This window comes from Psychrobacter sp. YP14 (genome assembly GCF_003209315.1).
GTDB lineage: Bacteria > Pseudomonadota > Gammaproteobacteria > Pseudomonadales > Moraxellaceae > Psychrobacter > Psychrobacter raelei.
Map to the genome: position 1 here is coordinate 583697 of NZ_CP029789.1, position 18339 is coordinate 602035.

Here is an 18339-nt window from a genome sequence, read left to right on the forward strand (position 1 = left end):
AGATATTTTTTAGAGCTATTTTGATACAAACGATTATCAAAACGGTGCCGTGGCTGTTTCGGCAAAAGACAAGGTTTGATTGCGCCCAACAATAATGTGATCTGTTAGACGCAAGTCGATGGCTTCGCAGGCAAGCTTTAGGGTCTGGGTCAGATGAATGTCTGCAGCAGAGGGGGTGGCATCTTGATTGGGATGATTATGAGCGATGATAATCTGACTGGCGCCTTGCTCTAAGGCATGACGTAGCACTTGCTTGACGCACACCGAACAAGAGGAGAGGCCGCCTACAAATAGCACCTTATAATCGAGCAGGTTTAAGCCGTTATCTAAGCACAATACGGCGAATACCTCTTTACTTTCGCGGCGTATTTGGGTGGTAATATAGTCTTTGACCACTTGCGAGCGGTTTAAGCTGTTACCTGATTTAAGCTCGCTGTTTAGGTAGCGTTTGCCCATCTCAAGGCTGGCGAGTAATTGAGCATACTTAGCTGTGCCAATGCCATGACAGGCGAGCACCGCCTCTTTGGGTGCTGCCAGTAGCTCTGCAATCCCTCCAAAATGATCAATAAGACTTCGGGCAAGCTCTATGGCTGATTGCTGCTTGCTGCCTGTTCTTAAAAATATGGCCAGTATTTCAGCATCTGTTAGATATTCGGCGCCAAGATTTAATAGTTTTTCGCGCGGTCTATCCTCTTCGTGCCAGTCTTTGATTGCCATGGGATTACTCTTTTGTCTGATAGGTGAATAAAATAAGATTAAGATTAAGATTAAGATTAAGATTAAGATCAATGATGGGCGCAGTAAAACCGCCGCTTAGTCTAACAAATTATCAAGCCACCATGGCAGATATTGTGAAATTAATAACAATAAATAGTTAAGTTATTCTATTTAAAAATACAAGTTTTAATCATGGCTATGGCCTGCAAGCGGTCAGTAGGTAATGTGCTCCTATGGTAGGAAGGCAAAATAGGCAGTCAGCGTTTTTGTGACTTGCGGTGAGCTTAACCAATAAAAGCTATCCAAAACCGAGTCAAACTTGTTACCATAACTGCATTTTTATTGATAACAACTCAATTTATCGTCAGATAACTCTCCAAAAGGTAGCTTTTGCTTATGAGCCCAATCTTTACGCCTGTCACCTCTGTCGCCCCTAATATTACTAAGGTTATCCTGGCCATCACCGGGGGTATTGCTGCTTATAAATCTGCGATACTGGCCCGACTGCTCATTAAGTCAGGCTTTGAAGTGCGGGTTATCATGACTGCAGGCGCGCAGCAGTTTATTACACCTTTGACGTTGCAAGCATTGACGGGTAACGAGGTACATAGCGAATTATTAGACACCAAAGCAGAAGCCGGTATGGGTCATATTGAGCTGGCAAAGTGGGCAGATCTTATTGTTATAGCCCCAGCTTCAGCCAATACTTTGGCGCGTTTGGCAATGGGCATGGCTGATGACTTACTAACCACCGTGTGTCTGGCCACAGCGGCGCCAGTGATGGTAGCGCCAGCGATGAATCAGCAAATGTGGGCACATCCTGCCGTCCAGTTAAATGTACAAACTCTTAGTGACATGGGGTATGAAATCATTGAGCCGGACAGTGGCGTGCAAGCTTGTGGCGATGTGGGCTCAGGACGATTACCTGAGCCGGATATCTTACTGCGCCAAGTTATTAACTTCAAAGCCCGACTGACTGTAGCGCAGTGTTTAACAGGTAAAAAGGTCACCATTACCGCAGGACCAACTGTAGAGGCGATTGATCCGGTACGATTCTTATCCAATCATTCCACCGGAAAGATGGGTTTTGCTTTGGCGCGAGCTTGCCGAGATGCTGGAGCAGAAGTCACTTTGATTGCAGGTGGTAAAGTGAGCCTAATGACCCCGTTAGAGGTTAAGCGTATTGATGTGCTCTCTGCAAATGACATGCTACAAGCGGCGACCCGCTCTGTGGAAGCCGGCTGTGATATCTTTATTGCTACAGCCGCTGTGGCCGATTATCGTACTCGTGATGCCGCCCCACAAAAAATCAAAAAAACTCAGGATGAAATGACCCTGGATTTGGTAAAAAACCCTGATATTTTGGCCACCATTTCACACAGCTATCCAGATATGTTTGTGGTAGGCTTCGCCGCTGAAACTCAAGATGTAGAAAAATATGCCCGCGGCAAACTTGAGTCAAAGAACTTAGATATGATTGCTTGTAATGATGTGTCACGCAAAGACATAGGTTTTGCCAGTGATGAAAATGCGATGCTGGTATTTTTTGCCAATCAGTATCAAAAACCGCCAGTTGAGTTAGAAAAAATGAGTAAAGCTAACATAGCTGAACATTTAGTTAACCTAATAGGTAGTGTTTTAAATTAATCTTGACTTTATAATACAGTTTAAGAGGGGGAGGGTTTTGCTTGACGCTCTCTTATCCTTGATATCTGACATTTTATATCTGCTGTTATAAATTTAATCAAGTAAGGATTGGCTATGACCGATGTTTCTGAAAATATAAAAAAAATGAACTCAACCTTAGACGCTATGCTATCTCATCGCTCAGTTCGCAGCTTTACCGATGAGCCGATTAGCGAGCAGATGCTTGAAGCCATCTTACAGGCAGGACGTGCCGTCTCAACGTCCAACTACATGCAGTCTGTTAGTGTCATTCGTATTACAGATCCTGAGCAGCGCATTAAATTTCACCAAATCTCTAATGGCATGACACAAGAGCAGTACAATCAAGCCAAAAGTGAGGGCAAAAAACTGGCGCATCCTTATATCTTAGAGTGCCCGGAGTATCTGGTTTTTTGTATGGATAACTACCGTCATCACTTAGTTGAGCCTGAGGCGCAGCTGGACTGGATGGAGGTGGTCATTATCTCAGCTGTCGATGTTGGCCTGTATGCACAAAATGTAATGGCTGCCGCTGAGTCTTTAGGGCTAGGTGGCGTGTATATTGGCAGTATGCGTAATGACATCGAGCGAGCGGGTGAGGTTATTAATGCCCCCAAACACGTTGTGCCCTTATTTGGTATGTGTTTGGGTCATCCCAGCGATGCACCGGTTAATGCTACGCAAAAGCCACGATTCCCATTGTCTATGCTGGTCTCTGAAAATCAGTATACACCGGCCACTCAGCAGCAAATCGATGCCTTTAATAAAGAGGTAAAAGACTACTATGACAAAAGAGGTAGTCAGGAGCATAAAGCTTGGGAAGCTCAAGTGACTAAAACCTTTGCGACGGCAGTGCGCCCTCAGGTTATGCCATATTTAAACAAACAAGGTTACGCCAAACGCTAATCTTATAAATAACAGAACGCACTCAAGTTCTGTTAACCTTATGTTATAGGGATAGAACATGTTCGATTTCGAACAGCTATTACTGCTCTTTATATTTGCAGTGGGCTCGTTGTTACATGGTATCACCGGTATAGGTGTCACCTTAGTAACGACGGGCTCATTGGCGAGTATGTATCCTCTGCAACATGCCATCATTCTTACCATCTTGCCCTCATTTGCGCTTAATCTGATGACTTGGCTTATCGGCGGCGAGCGCAGTATTTGGGGCAATTTTACATTTTATCTGAGCCGCTATTGGCTACTGGCCTTGATGAGTCTGCTTGGCAGCTTACTTGGGGTTAAGCTGCTCATGTGGGTCGATAGCAGTTATATTCTACTGTTGTTGGCTGCGGTGATTGCTTTTTATGTGGCCAGTAATGCACTGGGCAAAAAGATTATTCTACCGGCCACCACACCTGTGTTAATAGTGACGGGACTGATAGCGGGCATTATCGGTGGCTCGACCAATGCCATGTCCACCATATTGCTCATGTATTTGCTGGGCAGCACCAATGATAAAAACACCATCGCCAAAGTGGGTAACATGTGTTATTTGCTTGGCAAGGTGGCTCAGATTATTGTGCTTCGAGAGTCGATAGTGGCCCTGCCCAAAAGCGATTTACTGCTGATTGCGGTGCTGACCACCACGTCGATTGCGTTTTTATTGGTGGGTATTCGTCTGCGCCGTTATCTCTCGCAGCAGCGGTTTCGCCAATTGGTACTGCTTATCTTAACTGTGCTGGGTATTAGAGTAGGCTGGCAGGGAATTATCGGGCTGATATAGCTTTATATCACTTTGGGGCCTGAATGACTGCGGTGAGTCAGGCAATCCATAGCATCTTCATTAAATGAAATCATCCAATCAATGATAATGTCCGCCAAGGAGACAGTCGCTGCTCATGAAACACTCCTCTCTAAACCGTCAGCCCTCTGCATCCAAACTGCCCAGCGAGCCAGCCTGTAATCTGATACAGACTATGAATGATCTTAGCGAGCTTGAGGGTCATATTAAACAATTGATTGACATTGAACCTCGATTTGCCCCCATTTATCAGCAGCTAGGGGTACCAAGCCTGCGCCGTAATCGCGGCGGCTTTAGAGAGTTGATGCGAGCGATGGTGGGTCAGCAGCTGTCGGTAGCAGCAGCAAGCAGCATATGGAGTAAGCTTGAGAATGCGGCATTGATTACCCCAGATGCGATAATGAAAGCCGATGATGATACGCTACGCTCCCATGGCTTATCTAGACAAAAAATTCGTTATATACGATCCTTGGTCGAGCATGATATTGACTTTGAGGCATTGGCTAATTTGCCGGATGAGGCAGTCATCTCGGAGTTAACAGCGGTCACTGGTATTGGCAAATGGACGGCGCAGATGTATCTATTGTTTAGTCTAGGGCGCGCTGATATATTGGCGGTAGATGATCTGGCTATTAAGGTGGGTGCCATGGAGGTGCTAGGACTTGATGAGCGACCCACGCCAAAGCAGCTAGAACGCTTAACCCAAAGCTGGTCACCGCATCGCAGCGCCGCAAGCTTATTGCTATGGGCGCATTATGGCTGGCTAAAAGACCAAGAGGCAGTGCCGGTTTAGGTATGGTTTAACCGCTACTAGCTTAGAGGCTATTCAGATTTTTGTAAGTCAAGCAGCCTCTGATACAAAGTATTTTTCTTAACGCCGGTAAGCTCAGAGGCCAAAGCAGCCGCTTTTTTTACAGATAAATCCTGTAAAAGACGCAGCAGTAGTTCATCATGAATACTGTCATCATCTGAGTCATTATTCACATTACCCCCAACCACCAGCACAATCTCGCCTTTTTGTTGATTGTTATCAGCCTCTACAAACTGAGCCAATTCACCTAAGGTGGATTTTTTGACGGTTTCAAAGGTTTTGGTTAATTCACGGCACAAGGTGGCCGGGCGATTATCACCAAAGACGCTGGCCATATCTTTAAGGCTCACCACGATACGGTGCGGCGCCTCATAGAATATCAGGGTTTCGGTACGCTCAATATACTGCTCAAGCTGCTTGACACGGCCATGGGTTTTGGCAGGTAAAAAACCGACAAAGCTAAACTTGTCCGAGGGTAGGCCAGCCACACTTAACGCAGCAATGGCAGCGCTAGCCCCTACGATAGGCACGACGCCAACCCCTGCTGCATGAGCCGCCTGAACCAGCTGATAGCCTGGATCACTGATTAAAGGGGTGCCGGCATCACTGATTAACGCCACAGAATGACCGCGCTGGATCATTTCGATAATCTTGGGTGTTTGAATCTCGCTGTTATGTTCATGATAAGCCCAAGTCTGGGTGTCGATACCAAAGTTGGACAAAAGTTTGCCTGACGTGCGGGTGTCTTCACAGGCAATAATATCTACCTGCTTTAAGGTATCGATGGCGCGAGCGGTGATATCGCCCATGTTACCAATGGGTGTGGCTACGATATAAAGATAGGCGCTGGCCACGTTATTATGAGTATGACGAACGGGCGTAGTAGCAGGTGCTGAGGTGGCGGTTTGGGTGAGAGACTGAGAGTCATCTTGCGCTGACATAAAAGACCTTTTGTAAAAGTGAGATATAAAATAAGGAGCCATGCTATCAGTTTACCATGATGTGCTAATATATCCCCTTCATTGCACTATAAAAAAAGGGCAGATTATGCCAGCTAACCCCGAATTATTGATTTCGCCAAAACAGCGTCAGGGGGGAGGGTATGAGCAATTGGCCGCTGATTTCTTGCAGCAGCAAGGGCTACGGCTTATTGCCCGTAACTGGCAGCAGCCCAAAGTGGGTGAGATTGACTTGGTGCTTATTGAACACGGCCGCTCTTGGAATGTCTTAGTATTTGCTGAGGTGCGTAAGCGTAAGCTTTTAGGCTATGGTGACGCACTGGCCAGTATCACCCGCAGTAAACAAAAAAAACTGATCAAAACCGCACGCTATTTTTTGCGTCATCATCCTGAATATGCCGATTTTGAGTGCCGCTTTGATGTGGTGGGGTTTACTGAGCGAGCAGGCCGATCCGGCCAAGGGGAGCCGCTACAGTCAGAGTGGCTACAAGGGGCATTTTTGGCGCCTGCTTGGTAAAATAGCCAACAGAGGCTACGCTTTTGTTACCAAATGCTCAATGCAGCGTAAGTTATTAGCGGTAAACTAGCAGCTAAACTTTTTAAAAGCGCACCCCTAACCGTACCGCTTAAAATCGCAAGATTAAAAGTCAATGTTATGAAGCACTAAGCTATAAATAAGGACATTATAAAATGGTAAGTTCTTGGCTATTCGGCAATAAGATAATCCAGCGCACCACTGTGGCTGTGGCACTAAGTGCAGGCCTACTTTCTGGCTGCGCCAGTATACAATCTTTTAATTCATCTGATGATTCGTTTGGGGTGGCGGTGACCGACCGCACTTTAGCTCAGCGTATTTTGGATAAAAGTATTGAAAATACCGCAAAAATTAATATTAGCCGTATTGATCCCACTTTGTATCAGCGCAGCCGCATCAGTGTCGACAGCTTTTATAGCACGGTGCTGGTGACCGGCGAGGTGCCAGATGAGCAGACTAAGCAGCAGGTAGAGACGATTGTGTCCTCCATGCCAGATGTAAAACAGTTTTATAACAAGCTGACTGTGGGGAACCAAAAAGGCACCAGTTATACGGTGCATGATGCTTATATTAGCTCCAAGGTAAATGCCAAGATATTGGCCAATAATGCCCTAAGCAGCAGCCAAGTTAAGGTGGTTACTGATGATGGCATTGTCTATATTTTAGGTAAATTGACCCCCGCGCAGCGCAGTCACTTAATTAATATCATCAATAGCACGGTAGGTATTAAAGAGTTGGTTCTGCTCAATCAGTTGATTGATGATAATGGGGCCGTAATTGACGAAAGCAGCATCACACAAGAGACGGGGCTTGAGCCACCTGCACCGGTCTATACAGAGCAGCCACCTGCTCAAGCTGCCCCCGTAGATACCCAAAACTATGCGCCGCCGGCTCAAGTTGCACCTGAGTATCAAGCACCAGAGACTGCGCCTGCTGCACCGACAGCTGAGGCGTCGACCACTCAAAACTCGCAGGTGTATCCGAGTCCTTATATTGAGATGTACAAGCAAGATGTGAGTGGTTGGTAGAGCATACTAATCGAGCCGTAGGCAGATTATCTTTTGAGCCACACCATATCTTATAATCAACAATCTAAGTAGAGTCTATGCTAAATTATAAAAAACTCAGCTATTCACTGGCTGGCGGAGCGGTTATTTGGATGTCGATACAGACGGCAAATGCCGCCTCTGTACTCGGTCTGTTAAATGCTGTGACCCCTAATGGCGGTGTAAGCGTCATTAAAGATTTGGCTTATGGCAGCGAACCTGAGCAGGATTTGGATGTGTATTACCCCAAAGCTTTGACCCAAGCGATACGCAACAATGACACGCCTGCTGCCAATTACCCGTTGGTGGTGTTCGTGCATGGTGGCTCGTGGGAGAGTGGCAATAAAGAGCAGTACAGATTTGTTGGAGAAAGCTTAGCTCAGGCCGGTTATGTCACTGTGGTCATCAATTATCGCAAAGCACCTGAGCATATTTATCCAGATTTTGTGCAAGATACGGCCAAGGCCATTGCTTGGTCGCATCAAAATGCGGCTAAGTTTTTTGCCGATGCCAATAAAATGGCTGTCATTGGTCATTCTGCCGGCGCTTTTAATATAGTGGCGGCTGTGTCTAATGCCGATTTTTTAGCAGTTTATGGTTTACAGCCAAGCGACATAAAGGCTGTGGTGGGTATGGCCGGTCCTTATAGCTATGACTTTAGAAAGTTCTCATCGCGCAGTGTATTCCCTGCTGAGGCCACGCCAGATGAGGTGATGCCTGATCGGTTGATTAAAGCGGGCAGCAGTGGCAAGCAGCCACCTTATCTATTAATGACAGCACAAAATGATAAAGTGGTACACATTAGCAATACTCAGAACATGACCCAAGCGCTACAAAAGGCAGGTGCAAAAGTGACAGTAGAGCAGATTGATGGGGCCAGTCATGCGACCAGTATTGGGGCCATGGCCACCACCTTAACCTGGGTTAATCCGGTACGTCGGCAGCTACTTGATTATTTACATGACACCTTATAGCGGGCACGCTTAATGAACAGTAAAGCGGCCGCTTCTACTAAATGGCAGGCAAATAAAAGGCAGGCAAATAAATGGCAGACAACAGGGCTTAAAAAACTCAGGCAGGACATATGAGGATATCGAATGTTATATACGTTGATAAATGACCTAGCCTCAGCCATCTGCCAACATCTATTAGGTAAATAACCGCAACCCTTGCTATAATCAAAAACTTATAGCAGGCTTTAGGTTATTTGCCTATTTAGCGACAGCGAACACATTCACCCAATAAAATTATAGGTAGTTTTCATGAGCATGAACGCGGACGATTTAATCGCATTTTTACAGCCCCATTTCCCAGAAGCTTTTATTCAAGCGGCAAATCAAGGCAATAAATTTGATGTGCGTGTTGTGGATGCAAGCTTTGAAGGCAAACGTTTGGTACAACGCCAGCAAGCAATTTATGGCTTGGTCAATGACATTATCGCCAGCGGTGAGATTCATGCGTTAAATATCCAAGCCTTGACCCCCCAAGAGTGGGAAGCCAAACAGGCAGGTCAATAGGGGCTGATGACGAGCTGATACCATCACTCTTATATTAGCGGTACTTAACTGAGCGCTTGACCTTATCTTTGGTCATAGTATTTTTGATCATGGTATTTTTTATCATAGTATCTTTGATGGTCAGGGTTGTCTTATTTACCGCACCCTTTGTATTTTTAGTCACTTATTTAGTGTAATTTTTATTGAAACAATCGTTTAGGACAGTATTCAATGGACCAATTCTTAATCACCGGCCGCAGCCGCATTGCAGGCGAAGTCACCATCTCAGGCGCAAAAAATGCCGCCTTGCCACTTCTTGCTGCCATGATATTGGCAGAGACGCCGACAACATTGAATAATGTGCCTTCACTACAAGATGTGCGCACGTTAATCAAGCTGATTGCAGGACTTGGCATTCGTATTGAAAAGCAAGGCGATACGGTAACCTGTGACACCAGCACCATCGAAAACTACTTTGCCCCCTATGAGCTGGTAAAAACCATGCGTGCCTCTATCTTGGTTTTAGGTCCTTTGTTGGCCCGCTTTGGTGAAGCTGAAGTATCACTGCCTGGTGGCTGCGCTATCGGCTCACGTCCAGTGGATCAGCATCTAAAAGCCTTTAAAGCAATGGGTGCGGAGATCACTGTAGAAAACGGCTATGTTAAAGCCCGCGCCCCTGAAGGTGGCCGCTTGATTGGCTGTGAATTCAGCTTCGATATGGTAACAGTAGGTGGTACAGAAAATGTGCTGATTGCCGCCACTTTAGCCAAAGGTACCACGGTATTAGAGAACTGCGCACGTGAGCCAGAAGTGGTTGATTTGGCCAATATGTTGGTGGCTATGGGCGCTAAGATTAGCGGTATTGGCACGGCTACCTTGACCATTGAAGGTGTAGACAGCCTACAGGGCTGTGAGTACTCCGTGGTGCCTGATCGCATCGAGACCGGCTCTTATTTGGCAGGCGCTTTGATGACCGAAGGTGATGTGACTACTAAGAATACTGACCCGGCGTTATTACAGCCTGTGCTACAAAAGTTTGAAGAAATGGGCGCCATTATTACCACAGGTGACGACTGGATTCGTGCTCAAATGACCGGCCGTCCCAAGCCAGTTGATATTCGTACCCAGCCACACCCAGGCTTCCCAACCGACATGCAGGCCCAATTAATGGCGGTATGCTGCTTAGCAGAGGGCACCAGCACCATTAGCGAAAACATCTTTGAAAACCGCTATATGCATGTGCCAGAGCTTAAGCGCATGGGTGCAGACATCCAAGTTGACGGTCACACAGCCATTATCCGCGGTGTAGATAGCTTCAATGCGGCACCAGTTATGGCCACTGACTTACGCGCCTCAATGTCACTGGTAATGGCCGCGGCGGCTGCCGAAGGCGAGACGCTGATTGACCGTATTTATCATATTGACCGTGGCTATGAAAACGTAGAGGAAAAGCTACGTGGCCTTGGAGTAAATATCGAACGTGTCAATCCGATAACTGATGCAGCAGAAGCCGATAGCTTGGATGACTAAAGCCCGCTTGGTTATAACAAAAATACTCTCATCTTATTAAGACATACCCGACTATGACTGAAACAAATGAAATATTAAACCAAGCCGATAGTGACTATGATGGTCTAACTTTGGCATTATCTAAAGGGCGTATTCTAAAAGAGACGCTGCCTTTGCTAAAAGCGGCAGGTATCGAGCTTTTAGAGGACCCAGATAAATCTCGCAAACTGATTTTTCCCACCTCACATGCCAAGGTTCGGGTACTAATTCTGCGGGCCAGTGATGTGCCGACCTATGTAGAGCACGGGGCGGCCGACTTCGGCGTAGCGGGTAAAGATGTGTTGTTAGAGTATGGCGCCAAACACGTGTATGAGCTGCTGGATCTAAAAATTGCTCAGTGTAAACTGATGACTGCAGGCATTAAAGGTGTGGCGTTGCCCAATCGTCGCCTGCGCATTGCTACCAAATATGTCAATGTGGCGCGTGCATATTTTGCCAGTCAAGGTCAGCAAGTAGATATCATCAAGCTGTATGGCTCGATGGAGCTGGCGCCTTTGGTTGGCCTAGGTGATTTAATTGTCGACGTGGTCGATACCGGCAATACTTTACGTGCTAACGGCCTTGAGCCGCTTGATCACATTTGCGATGTCTCGTCACGTCTGATTGTCAATCAGGTCAGCTACAAGCGTAAATACAGCCTGCTTGAGCCAATTTTAGACAGCTTTAAGCAAAGTATTGGTGATTAGTACGGACATAGAGCATTGATAACCACTTGCTATTATTGATATTTAAACCAGTGTAGGGCAAAACCTAGCAGTTTTGCGTGATACACTGGTTTTTTTTTAAGTGTTCTTATATGACTTTGTAAGACACTGATGCTTAGTGCTTAGTAAACATAAGCCCTTTTGGTATAACCTTATTTTTTGAGGATTTTTCATGCGTACTTTGACCAGCACCGACCCCAATTTTGAGCAGCAGCTTACCGACTTGCTTGCCTTTGAAACTGTGAATGATAAAGAGCTACTGGCTACTGTTGATGACATTATCCATCAAGTACGTCATGGGGGTGATGCAGCGGTACTGGCACTGACCCAAAAGTTTGATGCCCACCCTGCAACGAGTATGCAGCAGTTAGTCTTAACACCTGACGCTTTAAAACAAGCTTTTGATCAATTAGATGAGCCGATTAAAGCCGCTCTAAAGACAGCTGCTGAGCGTATTAAAGATTTTCATCAGCGCCAAGTACAGCCAAGCTGGGATTATACCGATGCACTGGGCAACCGTCTGGGACAAAAAGTGACGCCGCTAGATAGAGTGGGTATCTATGTGCCCGGTGGGCTGGCCTCTTATCCCTCGTCAGTACTTATGAATGCGGTACCTGCTAAGGTCGCTGGCGTGGCCGAGGTGATTATGGTGGTGCCAGCGCCAAAGGGCGAGCTGAATCCCTTGGTATTGGCAGCCGCTTATTTATCTGGCGTAGATAAAGTCTTTACCATTGGCGGCGCGCAAGCAGTAGCGGCGTTGGCTTATGGTACAGATAGCATCGCGCAAGTGGACAAGATTACTGGGCCAGGCAATAAGTATGTGGCCGCAGCCAAGCGTGCGGTATTCGGTCAAGTGGGCATCGATATGATTGCCGGTCCCTCTGAAGTTTTAGTGTATGCTGAAGGTGAGGCGGCGGACAATGCCGACTGGTTGGCGATGGATTTATTGTCTCAAGCGGAGCACGATACAGTGGCGCAGGCGATTTTTGTGACCACCAGCGAGCAGCAATTAAATGAGGTTGCTACGGCCATTGACAATGCCCTTGAGCAGTTGCCCAAAGCGGATATCGCCCGTGAAGCACTACAAAACCGTGGTGCGCTTATTTTGGTGAAAGACCGTGCTGAGGGTCTGGCTTTAATTAATCGTATTGCCCCTGAGCATTTAGAATTGTCACTTGATAAGCCCGATGATGTGCTGGCAGATATTCGTCATGCTGGCGCCATCTTTATGGGTCGTCACACCCCTGAGGCCATTGGTGATTATTGCGCAGGCCCTAACCATGTGCTGCCGACTTCTGGTACTGCACGCTTTTCCTCACCGCTTGGGGTGTATGACTTTCAGAAAAAATCCTCTATTATCTACTGCTCAGCTGAAGGCTCAAAGCCACTGGCACAGATAGCAGATACTTTAGCAATGCAAGAGGACTTAGAGGCGCATGCCCGTTCGGCACGTTACCGCAGCTAATTTAACACGCTTATCTGCAGCTTGTAATTCATTGACACCCGTTTGGTGGAATTGGCCTATTTAGCATAGGTACTTATGGTCGTGGCGTCTTGATCAAAATGACTGGGTCATAAGGGCGCTGTAAAGTGACACTAACTGTCGTTTAATCCCTTACGGGTGTTGTTTTTTGGTGGATTATTATCGTTTACTTGGGGCGGGCGTGCTAAGATAAGCTGTGCTATTTGCTTTGAACTTGCCCTTAATATCTTAATTGAATGAAGTGAGTAAGACCAAGTTATTGCGTATTGTGATGGCTGGCCACACTTCATATCACCCCTTATAAAAAGATGATAAAGACTATGGAATTTAAACTTGATACGCGATTGTGGTCTACAAAAGCACGTAATTTAAACCCCTATGTACCCGGAGAGCAGCCCAAGCACGATAATTTGTGCAAGCTAAATACCAACGAAAACCCGTTTCCGCCTTCCCCCAAAGTTGTAGAGGCCATTACGGCCGCTTTAAGTCATGGCGGTGATCAATTGCGTCTGTATCCGGCACCTGAGTCTGATGCATTAAGGCAGGCTTTGGCTGATGCTTATGATTTACAGCTCAATCAAGTCTTTGTTGGTAATGGCTCAGATGAGGTTTTGGCGCTAGTATTTGCCAGCTTTTTTATGAAAGAGCGCCCATTATTGGCGCCGGATATCAGCTATAGTTTTTATCCGGTATACGCCGATACTTTTGGCATTGATTTAGTAAAAATCCCATTGCGTGATGATTTTAGTATTGAGACTGATGATTATCGTCAGCCTTGCTCAGGCATTATTATTGCTAACCCCAATGCGCCCACTGGTATCTTAATGTCACTTGAGGCCATTGATAAGCTAGCCACTGAGCACCCCAATGCAGTGATTGTGATTGATGAGGCTTATATTGATTTTGCCAGTACCGAGCAGGCATCAGCCATCCGCTTAATTGAGACGCATGATAATCTACTGGTTACCCAAACCTTCTCAAAATCACGCTCATTGGCAGGGCTGCGTGTGGGTATGGCTTTTGGTAATCCTTCATTAATTGAAGCGTTAACCCGCATGAAAAACAGCTTTAATAGCTATCCACTAGACCGTTTGGCACAAGCGGGAGCCTTAGCCAGTGTAGAAGATGAGCTGTATTTTAAGAGTACCTGTGAGCAAGTTATTGCGCTACGCGAACAGCTGGTTGAGCAATTAAACTTGCTTAACTTCACGGTATTGCCATCACAAGCCAACTTTGTGTTTGCCCGCCCACAGCAGGGCAATGCCAGCGAAGTCGCCCAGCAGCTACGTGAGCAAGGCATTATCGTGCGTTATTTTAATCAGCCAAGAATTAATGAATATTTGCGCATTACTGTGGGTACCGCTGAGCAAAACCGACGTTTGATTGGCGCCTTACAGCAGATGGCCGGTTAATCCGTATTGTCTTTCTGCCTTGCGTTTCTGTCTTGTCTTTCTGCCTTGATTGCATGGCCATTTAGCAAGACATGCATAAAAAAGGACACCGATCGGTGTCCTTTTCTTTTTGTCTTTTTTGTAGGCAAAAATAAAATGAGGTGTGTCTATGGCGTAGATTTAGAGGGCTGCGGATTTAAGATGTGTCGCAAGTTGCCCACCTTATCATGACACTCTTGATATTCTGATTGGCACTCAGAGCCCACGGTAATACCGCCGCCTGCCCACAACGCCACGTTGCCTTGATGATCAGCTTGCAAGGATCGAATCAGCACATTCCACTGTCCATTGCCAGAGAAGTTCATAAAGCCCAATGTTCCGCAATAGGCTCCTCGTGGCGCCACTTCTAGCTCACTAATAATCTCCACCGCACGCTTTTTTGGGGTGCCAGTAATAGATCCGGCCGGTAAGCTGTCGAATAATACAGTTAATGGATGGTGCTCAGGCTTAATGGTGGCAGTGATGGAGCTGACCATATGGTGCACGTTGCTAAAGCTTTCGATGGCAAACAGTTTGGGGACTTTGACGCTGCCTATTTGCGCATATTTGCCCAAGTCATTACGCAGCAAGTCTACAATCATTACGTTTTCAGCTTTGTCTTTTTCGCTCATGGCCAATTGCTGCTTGAGCGTGTCATCTTGCTCGGGTGTTTTGCCTCTTGGCAGCGTACCTTTGATAGGTTTGGTTAGAATTTGTGATTGGCCTTGATGATCGTTATCAAACCACACAAACAGCTCAGGCGAACAGCTTAACAATTCAAATGCAGCAAAGGGATGAACACCTGATGGGGCAGGGATGTCAGAGTGTTTAGCCTGTTTTGTGAGCTGCGTAATGCAGAGATAGCCGGCAAAAGGTGCCTGTGTTTGCTGATGTAGCTGGGGCAGGTAATTGACCAAACGAATGGGGCTATCTGACGGGAAATAGGTATCGGTATCGCTGGTGGCATTCGCCTGCGTCGGAGAGTGATTTTTTGCACTGTCATCATTTTGAGCATGCAAAGCGCTGGGCAATTGTCCTTGCCACTTTTGGGTTAAGTTAATCTGATAGCTGTCGCCTTGATATAAATAGTGTTGGGTTTGCTCAAAGGCAAAGCGATAACCCTCAACATCCCAGATAGGGTCTAAGGCAAGCAAAGGTGATGCCAATTGTTTTTGTTGCCTCGAGGACAGCTGCGCCTCAAATGCCTGCAAATAGGTCATAACTTTGTTGATAGCTTGCTGAGGGCACGCCGGCTGTGTGTGCAGCTGCCAGCCTTGGGGCGTTGGGGTCAAATAAATATCATAATGACCCAAGAAAGCTGCCGGCTGCTCGGCCAAGCCGATATCTGACTTGGGACTAAGTGCTTTGGCTGCTATGTCATAACCAATAAAGCCCATCAGACCATTGTGATAAACACAGCTTTCGTGAGGTTTATTGATGCTGTGTGCGCTATAGTTGCCGCCATTATGAGCCTTGTTATCAGCTTTTTTATGCACAGTGGCATATTCAATCAGCTCACTTATCCACTGCTCATAACCCATGTGCTGCGTTGTAACCATTTGGGTGGCGGCTTGTGATGCTTGATCTTGTGGGCGGTTATATACGGTCACCTCTACGTTCAGCGCAGAGGACTTGAGGTTATGGGGTCGTGTGATGGGCGAGACGCTCCAGGATTTTTTTGGCAATAAACCTACCACAGGGCTGCCTTGATTATTAAGCCAGCATACATGCCAAGGCAGATGACGCTCAGCGCACTGCTCAACAAAATCTATCAGATAAGGCACAAGCTGATGCGCCGGCAGGTTATCAAATGAAAAGGTGTGGTAAATCATAAACGCTCAATAAAAGTAAAAAGGGCTGTGGTATTGTTGGATAACAACCATACCTATAGACAGTTGGGCACAGGTGATGGCCATTTTCGGCTGCTAAAAGTTCACGGATACCATACATCAAGTGCCACAAACAACATACGTAAAATGCCGGCTATTTTACATTGTGCCAATCGCTGATAACACTGTTTAAACTGATATCTTGCTTACAATTACATATCATTTGGTAATAACTAAGCTTAACATTTGCTAGGCACAAGTGGCTGTCTGTAATATAGACTCATGTATAAGTGCTAATATAATAAGTGCTCATATCAATAAGGCGAACATAGGCTACAGCAATATTGTAGATCGCGACATGAGCCGCACCAAGTTTAACAATACTCAGCCATTATCCATAACGGCACTTTAGGGCTTATTTTTATTCGCTATTTACCTTTAATTTTTACTCATTCAGGAAGAATATTTTATGGCTAAGCAATCAAAAAGTTCAACAAAAAGCAAAGCAGTTGTAACCGGTCTAGACGTATTAGGCCATGTGGCACGCAATAATTTAGAGCGTTTTGGCTCTATGCTTGACAGTTTAAGTGCCAAATCAGGCAAAGCCAGTCAATTTAAAGCGGTCGATTTATCTGACTACAAAACCAGCACGGCCAGCAACTTGTTAAGCCAACAAACCATTAAGACCTCAGAGCAGCTATTGGGTAAGCGCTTTGCGACTTATGGCAAGTATGCCAAAAAAGTTGTGCCAAACAGTATTTATCAAAAGGCGTCTGACAGCGTATTTTCACAAGTGGCAAAATTGGCTGCCACATGGAGTGAAATCGATTTACCACGCGAGCAGCGCTTTGAGGGCATTCAGACGTTAAGCGATCAAGAGCGCAATGCGTTGGCACGTGATATAGCCAACCAAAACCGTGCTTTGGCTACTATAGGCGGCGTAACGGGTCTGGCTGGTCTACCGGGTATGTTGGCTGATACGCTGTGGTTGCTTTTGGTATCACTACGCACGGTTTATCAGTTGGCCACTGTGTATGATAAACCCTTAACCGGTAAGCAAGGTATTAAAATGGCGTATGCGGTGATTGGCAGCGCTGACTTAAGCAAAATGCAAGAAAAACAGACGATTTTAGCAGCGCTAGGTGTGGCCAAAGGTTTAATTAGCAATGCAGATAATACGGGTCTACGTAGTGAGCTTTCAAAAGGCTTAGGCATTGCTGGCAGTAATATTGAGTTTTATGCCAAACAAGTGGATAAGTTAGCAGAGCAGTTTAACTTCGACTTAGACAGCATTAATATCAGCTGGATGGGCAAATTCTTACCGCTTGTGGCTGTGGGAACTACGGTACATTACAACAGCCATTTGATTGATCAAGTTATCGGTGTGGCCAAGGCAACATTTGGTCCAGAGCCCATTGTGGCGAAGCAAGCGTTAACGGATGCAACCCATGAAGAGGATCAATCAGACAACGCGTCAGAAAAAGCTGCCGATAAAAAGCAGCCTGCTAAAAACGATAGTGAGGCTAAAACACAAAGCGCTGATGAAGCAGCTGACAAAAACGCTGACAACAATGCTGACAATAAGCAAACTAAGGCTGATAAAAAAACTGAAGTAAGCGATGACGTGGCCGATCAATTCGGTGAAGAGCCTACAGATCCCACCAAAGGTGCAGAAACCCAAGAAAGCTATGACTTTCACACACAAGAGGGGCAACCTGCCAAAAAAGACGCTGAGTCAACAACTGCCAATGACGCTAAAAATGACGCTAAAAAAGATCAAGCCAAATAGCCTAATAGCTTGATAATTTAATAAGCTTATCTTGGCTTAATAACCGTTTAGACAGGTCAGGGCGTGACGTAAGGTGAGTATTGTTTAATACCACCTTGCATCATGCGGTATAACTCTGTAAAATTACCGCCTTAACTTCCCGCTGAGGAAGGCTAGAATAGCAGGTGGTTGGTGTTGTGTGCTGGAATGAGCCAGTGACATGATAGCTAACAGCTAATGCGTTTAGTGCCTCAGTTAAATACAGCTTTGCTGTATATCGGACATAGAGAGAATTAATTATGCGTAAAGATATCCACCCAGAATACCAAGAAGTATTATTCCACGACACTAACGCTGACGTGTTCTTCTTAACCCGTTCAACTGCTAAAACTAAAGCTACTCGTGAGTATGAAGGTAAAGAATATCCTTACTACCCACTAGATATCTCTAGCGCTTCTCATCCTTTCTACACTGGCGAACAACGCAAAACTTCTAACGAAGGTCGTGTTGCAAGCTTCAACAAACGCTTTGGTGCGTTTGGTGGCCGTAGCAAGGCTAAGAAAACTGACGCTGAGTAATG

At 46.0% G+C, this 18339-nt stretch carries 17 protein-coding genes; 14 read left to right on the forward strand and 3 right to left on the reverse strand.

Annotation, left to right across the window (positions count from 1 at the left end):
* Positions 1–36 precede the first annotated feature (36 nt).
* Entirely contained in the window at positions 37–717 is a 681-nt protein-coding gene (gene radC / locus DLE54_RS02525) for a RadC family protein (RefSeq protein WP_011959773.1), read from the reverse strand.
* A gap of 396 nt (positions 718–1113) precedes the next feature.
* On the opposite strand from radC, the gene coaBC reads away from it, so the two are divergent.
* From coaBC to DLE54_RS02545, 4 genes are all read left to right on the forward strand, one after another.
* A complete protein-coding gene (gene coaBC / locus DLE54_RS02530) occupies positions 1114–2364 on the forward strand; it encodes a bifunctional phosphopantothenoylcysteine decarboxylase/phosphopantothenate--cysteine ligase CoaBC (RefSeq protein WP_110816128.1) in 1251 nt (416 codons plus the stop codon).
* 114 nt (positions 2365–2478) lie between these two features.
* Positions 2479–3288: an oxygen-insensitive NADPH nitroreductase gene (nfsA, locus tag DLE54_RS02535; RefSeq protein WP_011959775.1), complete on the forward strand. Its 810-nt coding sequence runs from the start codon at positions 2479–2481 to the stop codon at positions 3286–3288.
* A 58-nt stretch (positions 3289–3346) separates the two neighbouring features.
* On the forward strand, positions 3347–4111 hold the full coding sequence (locus DLE54_RS02540) for a TSUP family transporter (RefSeq protein WP_110816129.1): 765 nt from the start codon (positions 3347–3349) through the stop codon (positions 4109–4111).
* 115 nt (positions 4112–4226) lie between these two features.
* Positions 4227–4922 carry a DNA-3-methyladenine glycosylase family protein gene (locus tag DLE54_RS02545; RefSeq protein ID WP_110816130.1) on the forward strand — a complete coding sequence of 232 codons (696 nt, stop codon included), beginning with the start codon at positions 4227–4229 and terminating at the stop codon, positions 4920–4922.
* Positions 4923–4951: 29 nt separating this feature from the next.
* Here the strand turns inward: DLE54_RS02545 and rsmI are convergent, their stop codons facing one another.
* Complete coding sequence (rsmI, locus tag DLE54_RS02550) at positions 4952–5881, reverse strand: 16S rRNA (cytidine(1402)-2'-O)-methyltransferase (RefSeq protein WP_110816131.1); 930 nt, start codon at positions 5879–5881, stop codon at positions 4952–4954.
* 106 nt (positions 5882–5987) lie between these two features.
* Here rsmI and DLE54_RS02555 point away from each other — a divergent pair, with 106 nt between their 5' ends.
* From DLE54_RS02555 to hisC, 8 genes are all read left to right on the forward strand, one after another.
* Entirely contained in the window at positions 5988–6416 is a 429-nt protein-coding gene (locus DLE54_RS02555; RefSeq protein ID WP_110816132.1) for a YraN family protein, read from the forward strand.
* Positions 6417–6589: 173 nt separating this feature from the next.
* Positions 6590–7462: a BON domain-containing protein gene (locus tag DLE54_RS02560; protein WP_110816133.1), complete on the forward strand. Its 873-nt coding sequence runs from the start codon at positions 6590–6592 to the stop codon at positions 7460–7462.
* A gap of 77 nt (positions 7463–7539) precedes the next feature.
* Positions 7540–8454, forward strand: a complete 915-nt coding sequence (locus tag DLE54_RS02565; protein ID WP_227535444.1) for an alpha/beta hydrolase — start codon at positions 7540–7542, stop codon at positions 8452–8454.
* 288 nt (positions 8455–8742) lie between these two features.
* Positions 8743–8997 (forward strand): BolA family protein, encoded by a 255-nt coding sequence (locus DLE54_RS02570; RefSeq protein WP_011959782.1) that lies wholly within the window; start codon positions 8743–8745, stop codon positions 8995–8997.
* A gap of 210 nt (positions 8998–9207) precedes the next feature.
* Positions 9208–10506 carry a UDP-N-acetylglucosamine 1-carboxyvinyltransferase gene (gene murA, locus DLE54_RS02575; protein ID WP_110816134.1) on the forward strand — a complete coding sequence of 433 codons (1299 nt, stop codon included), beginning with the start codon at positions 9208–9210 and terminating at the stop codon, positions 10504–10506.
* A 53-nt stretch (positions 10507–10559) separates the two neighbouring features.
* Positions 10560–11231: an ATP phosphoribosyltransferase gene (gene hisG, locus DLE54_RS02580; RefSeq protein ID WP_110816135.1), complete on the forward strand. Its 672-nt coding sequence runs from the start codon at positions 10560–10562 to the stop codon at positions 11229–11231.
* Between the two features lie 190 nt (positions 11232–11421).
* On the forward strand, positions 11422–12714 hold the full coding sequence (gene hisD, locus DLE54_RS02585; RefSeq protein WP_011959785.1) for a histidinol dehydrogenase: 1293 nt from the start codon (positions 11422–11424) through the stop codon (positions 12712–12714).
* 326 nt (positions 12715–13040) lie between these two features.
* The gene (gene hisC / locus DLE54_RS02590; protein ID WP_110816136.1) at positions 13041–14144 is read left to right on the forward strand and encodes a histidinol-phosphate transaminase; all 1104 of its coding nucleotides are present in this window, start codon (positions 13041–13043) and stop codon (positions 14142–14144) included.
* Between the two features lie 146 nt (positions 14145–14290).
* On the opposite strand, the gene DLE54_RS02595 is transcribed toward hisC, so the two are convergent.
* Complete coding sequence (locus tag DLE54_RS02595; RefSeq protein ID WP_110816137.1) at positions 14291–15994, reverse strand: anthranilate synthase component I family protein; 1704 nt, start codon at positions 15992–15994, stop codon at positions 14291–14293.
* Positions 15995–16460: 466 nt separating this feature from the next.
* Between DLE54_RS02595 and DLE54_RS02600 the strand changes: the two genes are divergently transcribed.
* On the forward strand, positions 16461–17780 hold the full coding sequence (locus DLE54_RS02600; RefSeq protein WP_110816138.1) for an EcsC family protein: 1320 nt from the start codon (positions 16461–16463) through the stop codon (positions 17778–17780).
* Positions 17781–18058: 278 nt separating this feature from the next.
* Positions 18059–18337: a type B 50S ribosomal protein L31 gene (locus tag DLE54_RS02605; RefSeq protein WP_011959789.1), complete on the forward strand. Its 279-nt coding sequence runs from the start codon at positions 18059–18061 to the stop codon at positions 18335–18337.
* The last annotated feature ends 2 nt before the right edge of the window (positions 18338–18339 follow it).

Coding starts and splice junctions, on each gene's coding strand:
- radC (WP_011959773.1), bottom strand. CDS start 717: ATGGCAATCAAAGACTGGCACGAAGAGGATAGACCGCGCGAAAAACTA.
- coaBC (WP_110816128.1), top strand. CDS start 1,114: ATGAGCCCAATCTTTACGCCTGTCACCTCTGTCGCCCCTAATATTACT.
- nfsA (WP_011959775.1), top strand. CDS start 2,479: ATGACCGATGTTTCTGAAAATATAAAAAAAATGAACTCAACCTTAGAC.
- DLE54_RS02540 (WP_110816129.1), top strand. CDS start 3,347: ATGTTCGATTTCGAACAGCTATTACTGCTCTTTATATTTGCAGTGGGC.
- DLE54_RS02545 (WP_110816130.1), top strand. CDS start 4,227: ATGAAACACTCCTCTCTAAACCGTCAGCCCTCTGCATCCAAACTGCCC.
- rsmI (WP_110816131.1), bottom strand. CDS start 5,881: ATGTCAGCGCAAGATGACTCTCAGTCTCTCACCCAAACCGCCACCTCA.
- DLE54_RS02555 (WP_110816132.1), top strand. CDS start 5,988: ATGCCAGCTAACCCCGAATTATTGATTTCGCCAAAACAGCGTCAGGGG.
- DLE54_RS02560 (WP_110816133.1), top strand. CDS start 6,590: ATGGTAAGTTCTTGGCTATTCGGCAATAAGATAATCCAGCGCACCACT.
- DLE54_RS02565 (WP_227535444.1), top strand. CDS start 7,540: ATGCTAAATTATAAAAAACTCAGCTATTCACTGGCTGGCGGAGCGGTT.
- DLE54_RS02570 (WP_011959782.1), top strand. CDS start 8,743: ATGAGCATGAACGCGGACGATTTAATCGCATTTTTACAGCCCCATTTC.
- murA (WP_110816134.1), top strand. CDS start 9,208: ATGGACCAATTCTTAATCACCGGCCGCAGCCGCATTGCAGGCGAAGTC.
- hisG (WP_110816135.1), top strand. CDS start 10,560: ATGACTGAAACAAATGAAATATTAAACCAAGCCGATAGTGACTATGAT.
- hisD (WP_011959785.1), top strand. CDS start 11,422: ATGCGTACTTTGACCAGCACCGACCCCAATTTTGAGCAGCAGCTTACC.
- hisC (WP_110816136.1), top strand. CDS start 13,041: ATGATAAAGACTATGGAATTTAAACTTGATACGCGATTGTGGTCTACA.
- DLE54_RS02595 (WP_110816137.1), bottom strand. CDS start 15,994: ATGATTTACCACACCTTTTCATTTGATAACCTGCCGGCGCATCAGCTT.
- DLE54_RS02600 (WP_110816138.1), top strand. CDS start 16,461: ATGGCTAAGCAATCAAAAAGTTCAACAAAAAGCAAAGCAGTTGTAACC.
- DLE54_RS02605 (WP_011959789.1), top strand. CDS start 18,059: ATGCGTAAAGATATCCACCCAGAATACCAAGAAGTATTATTCCACGAC.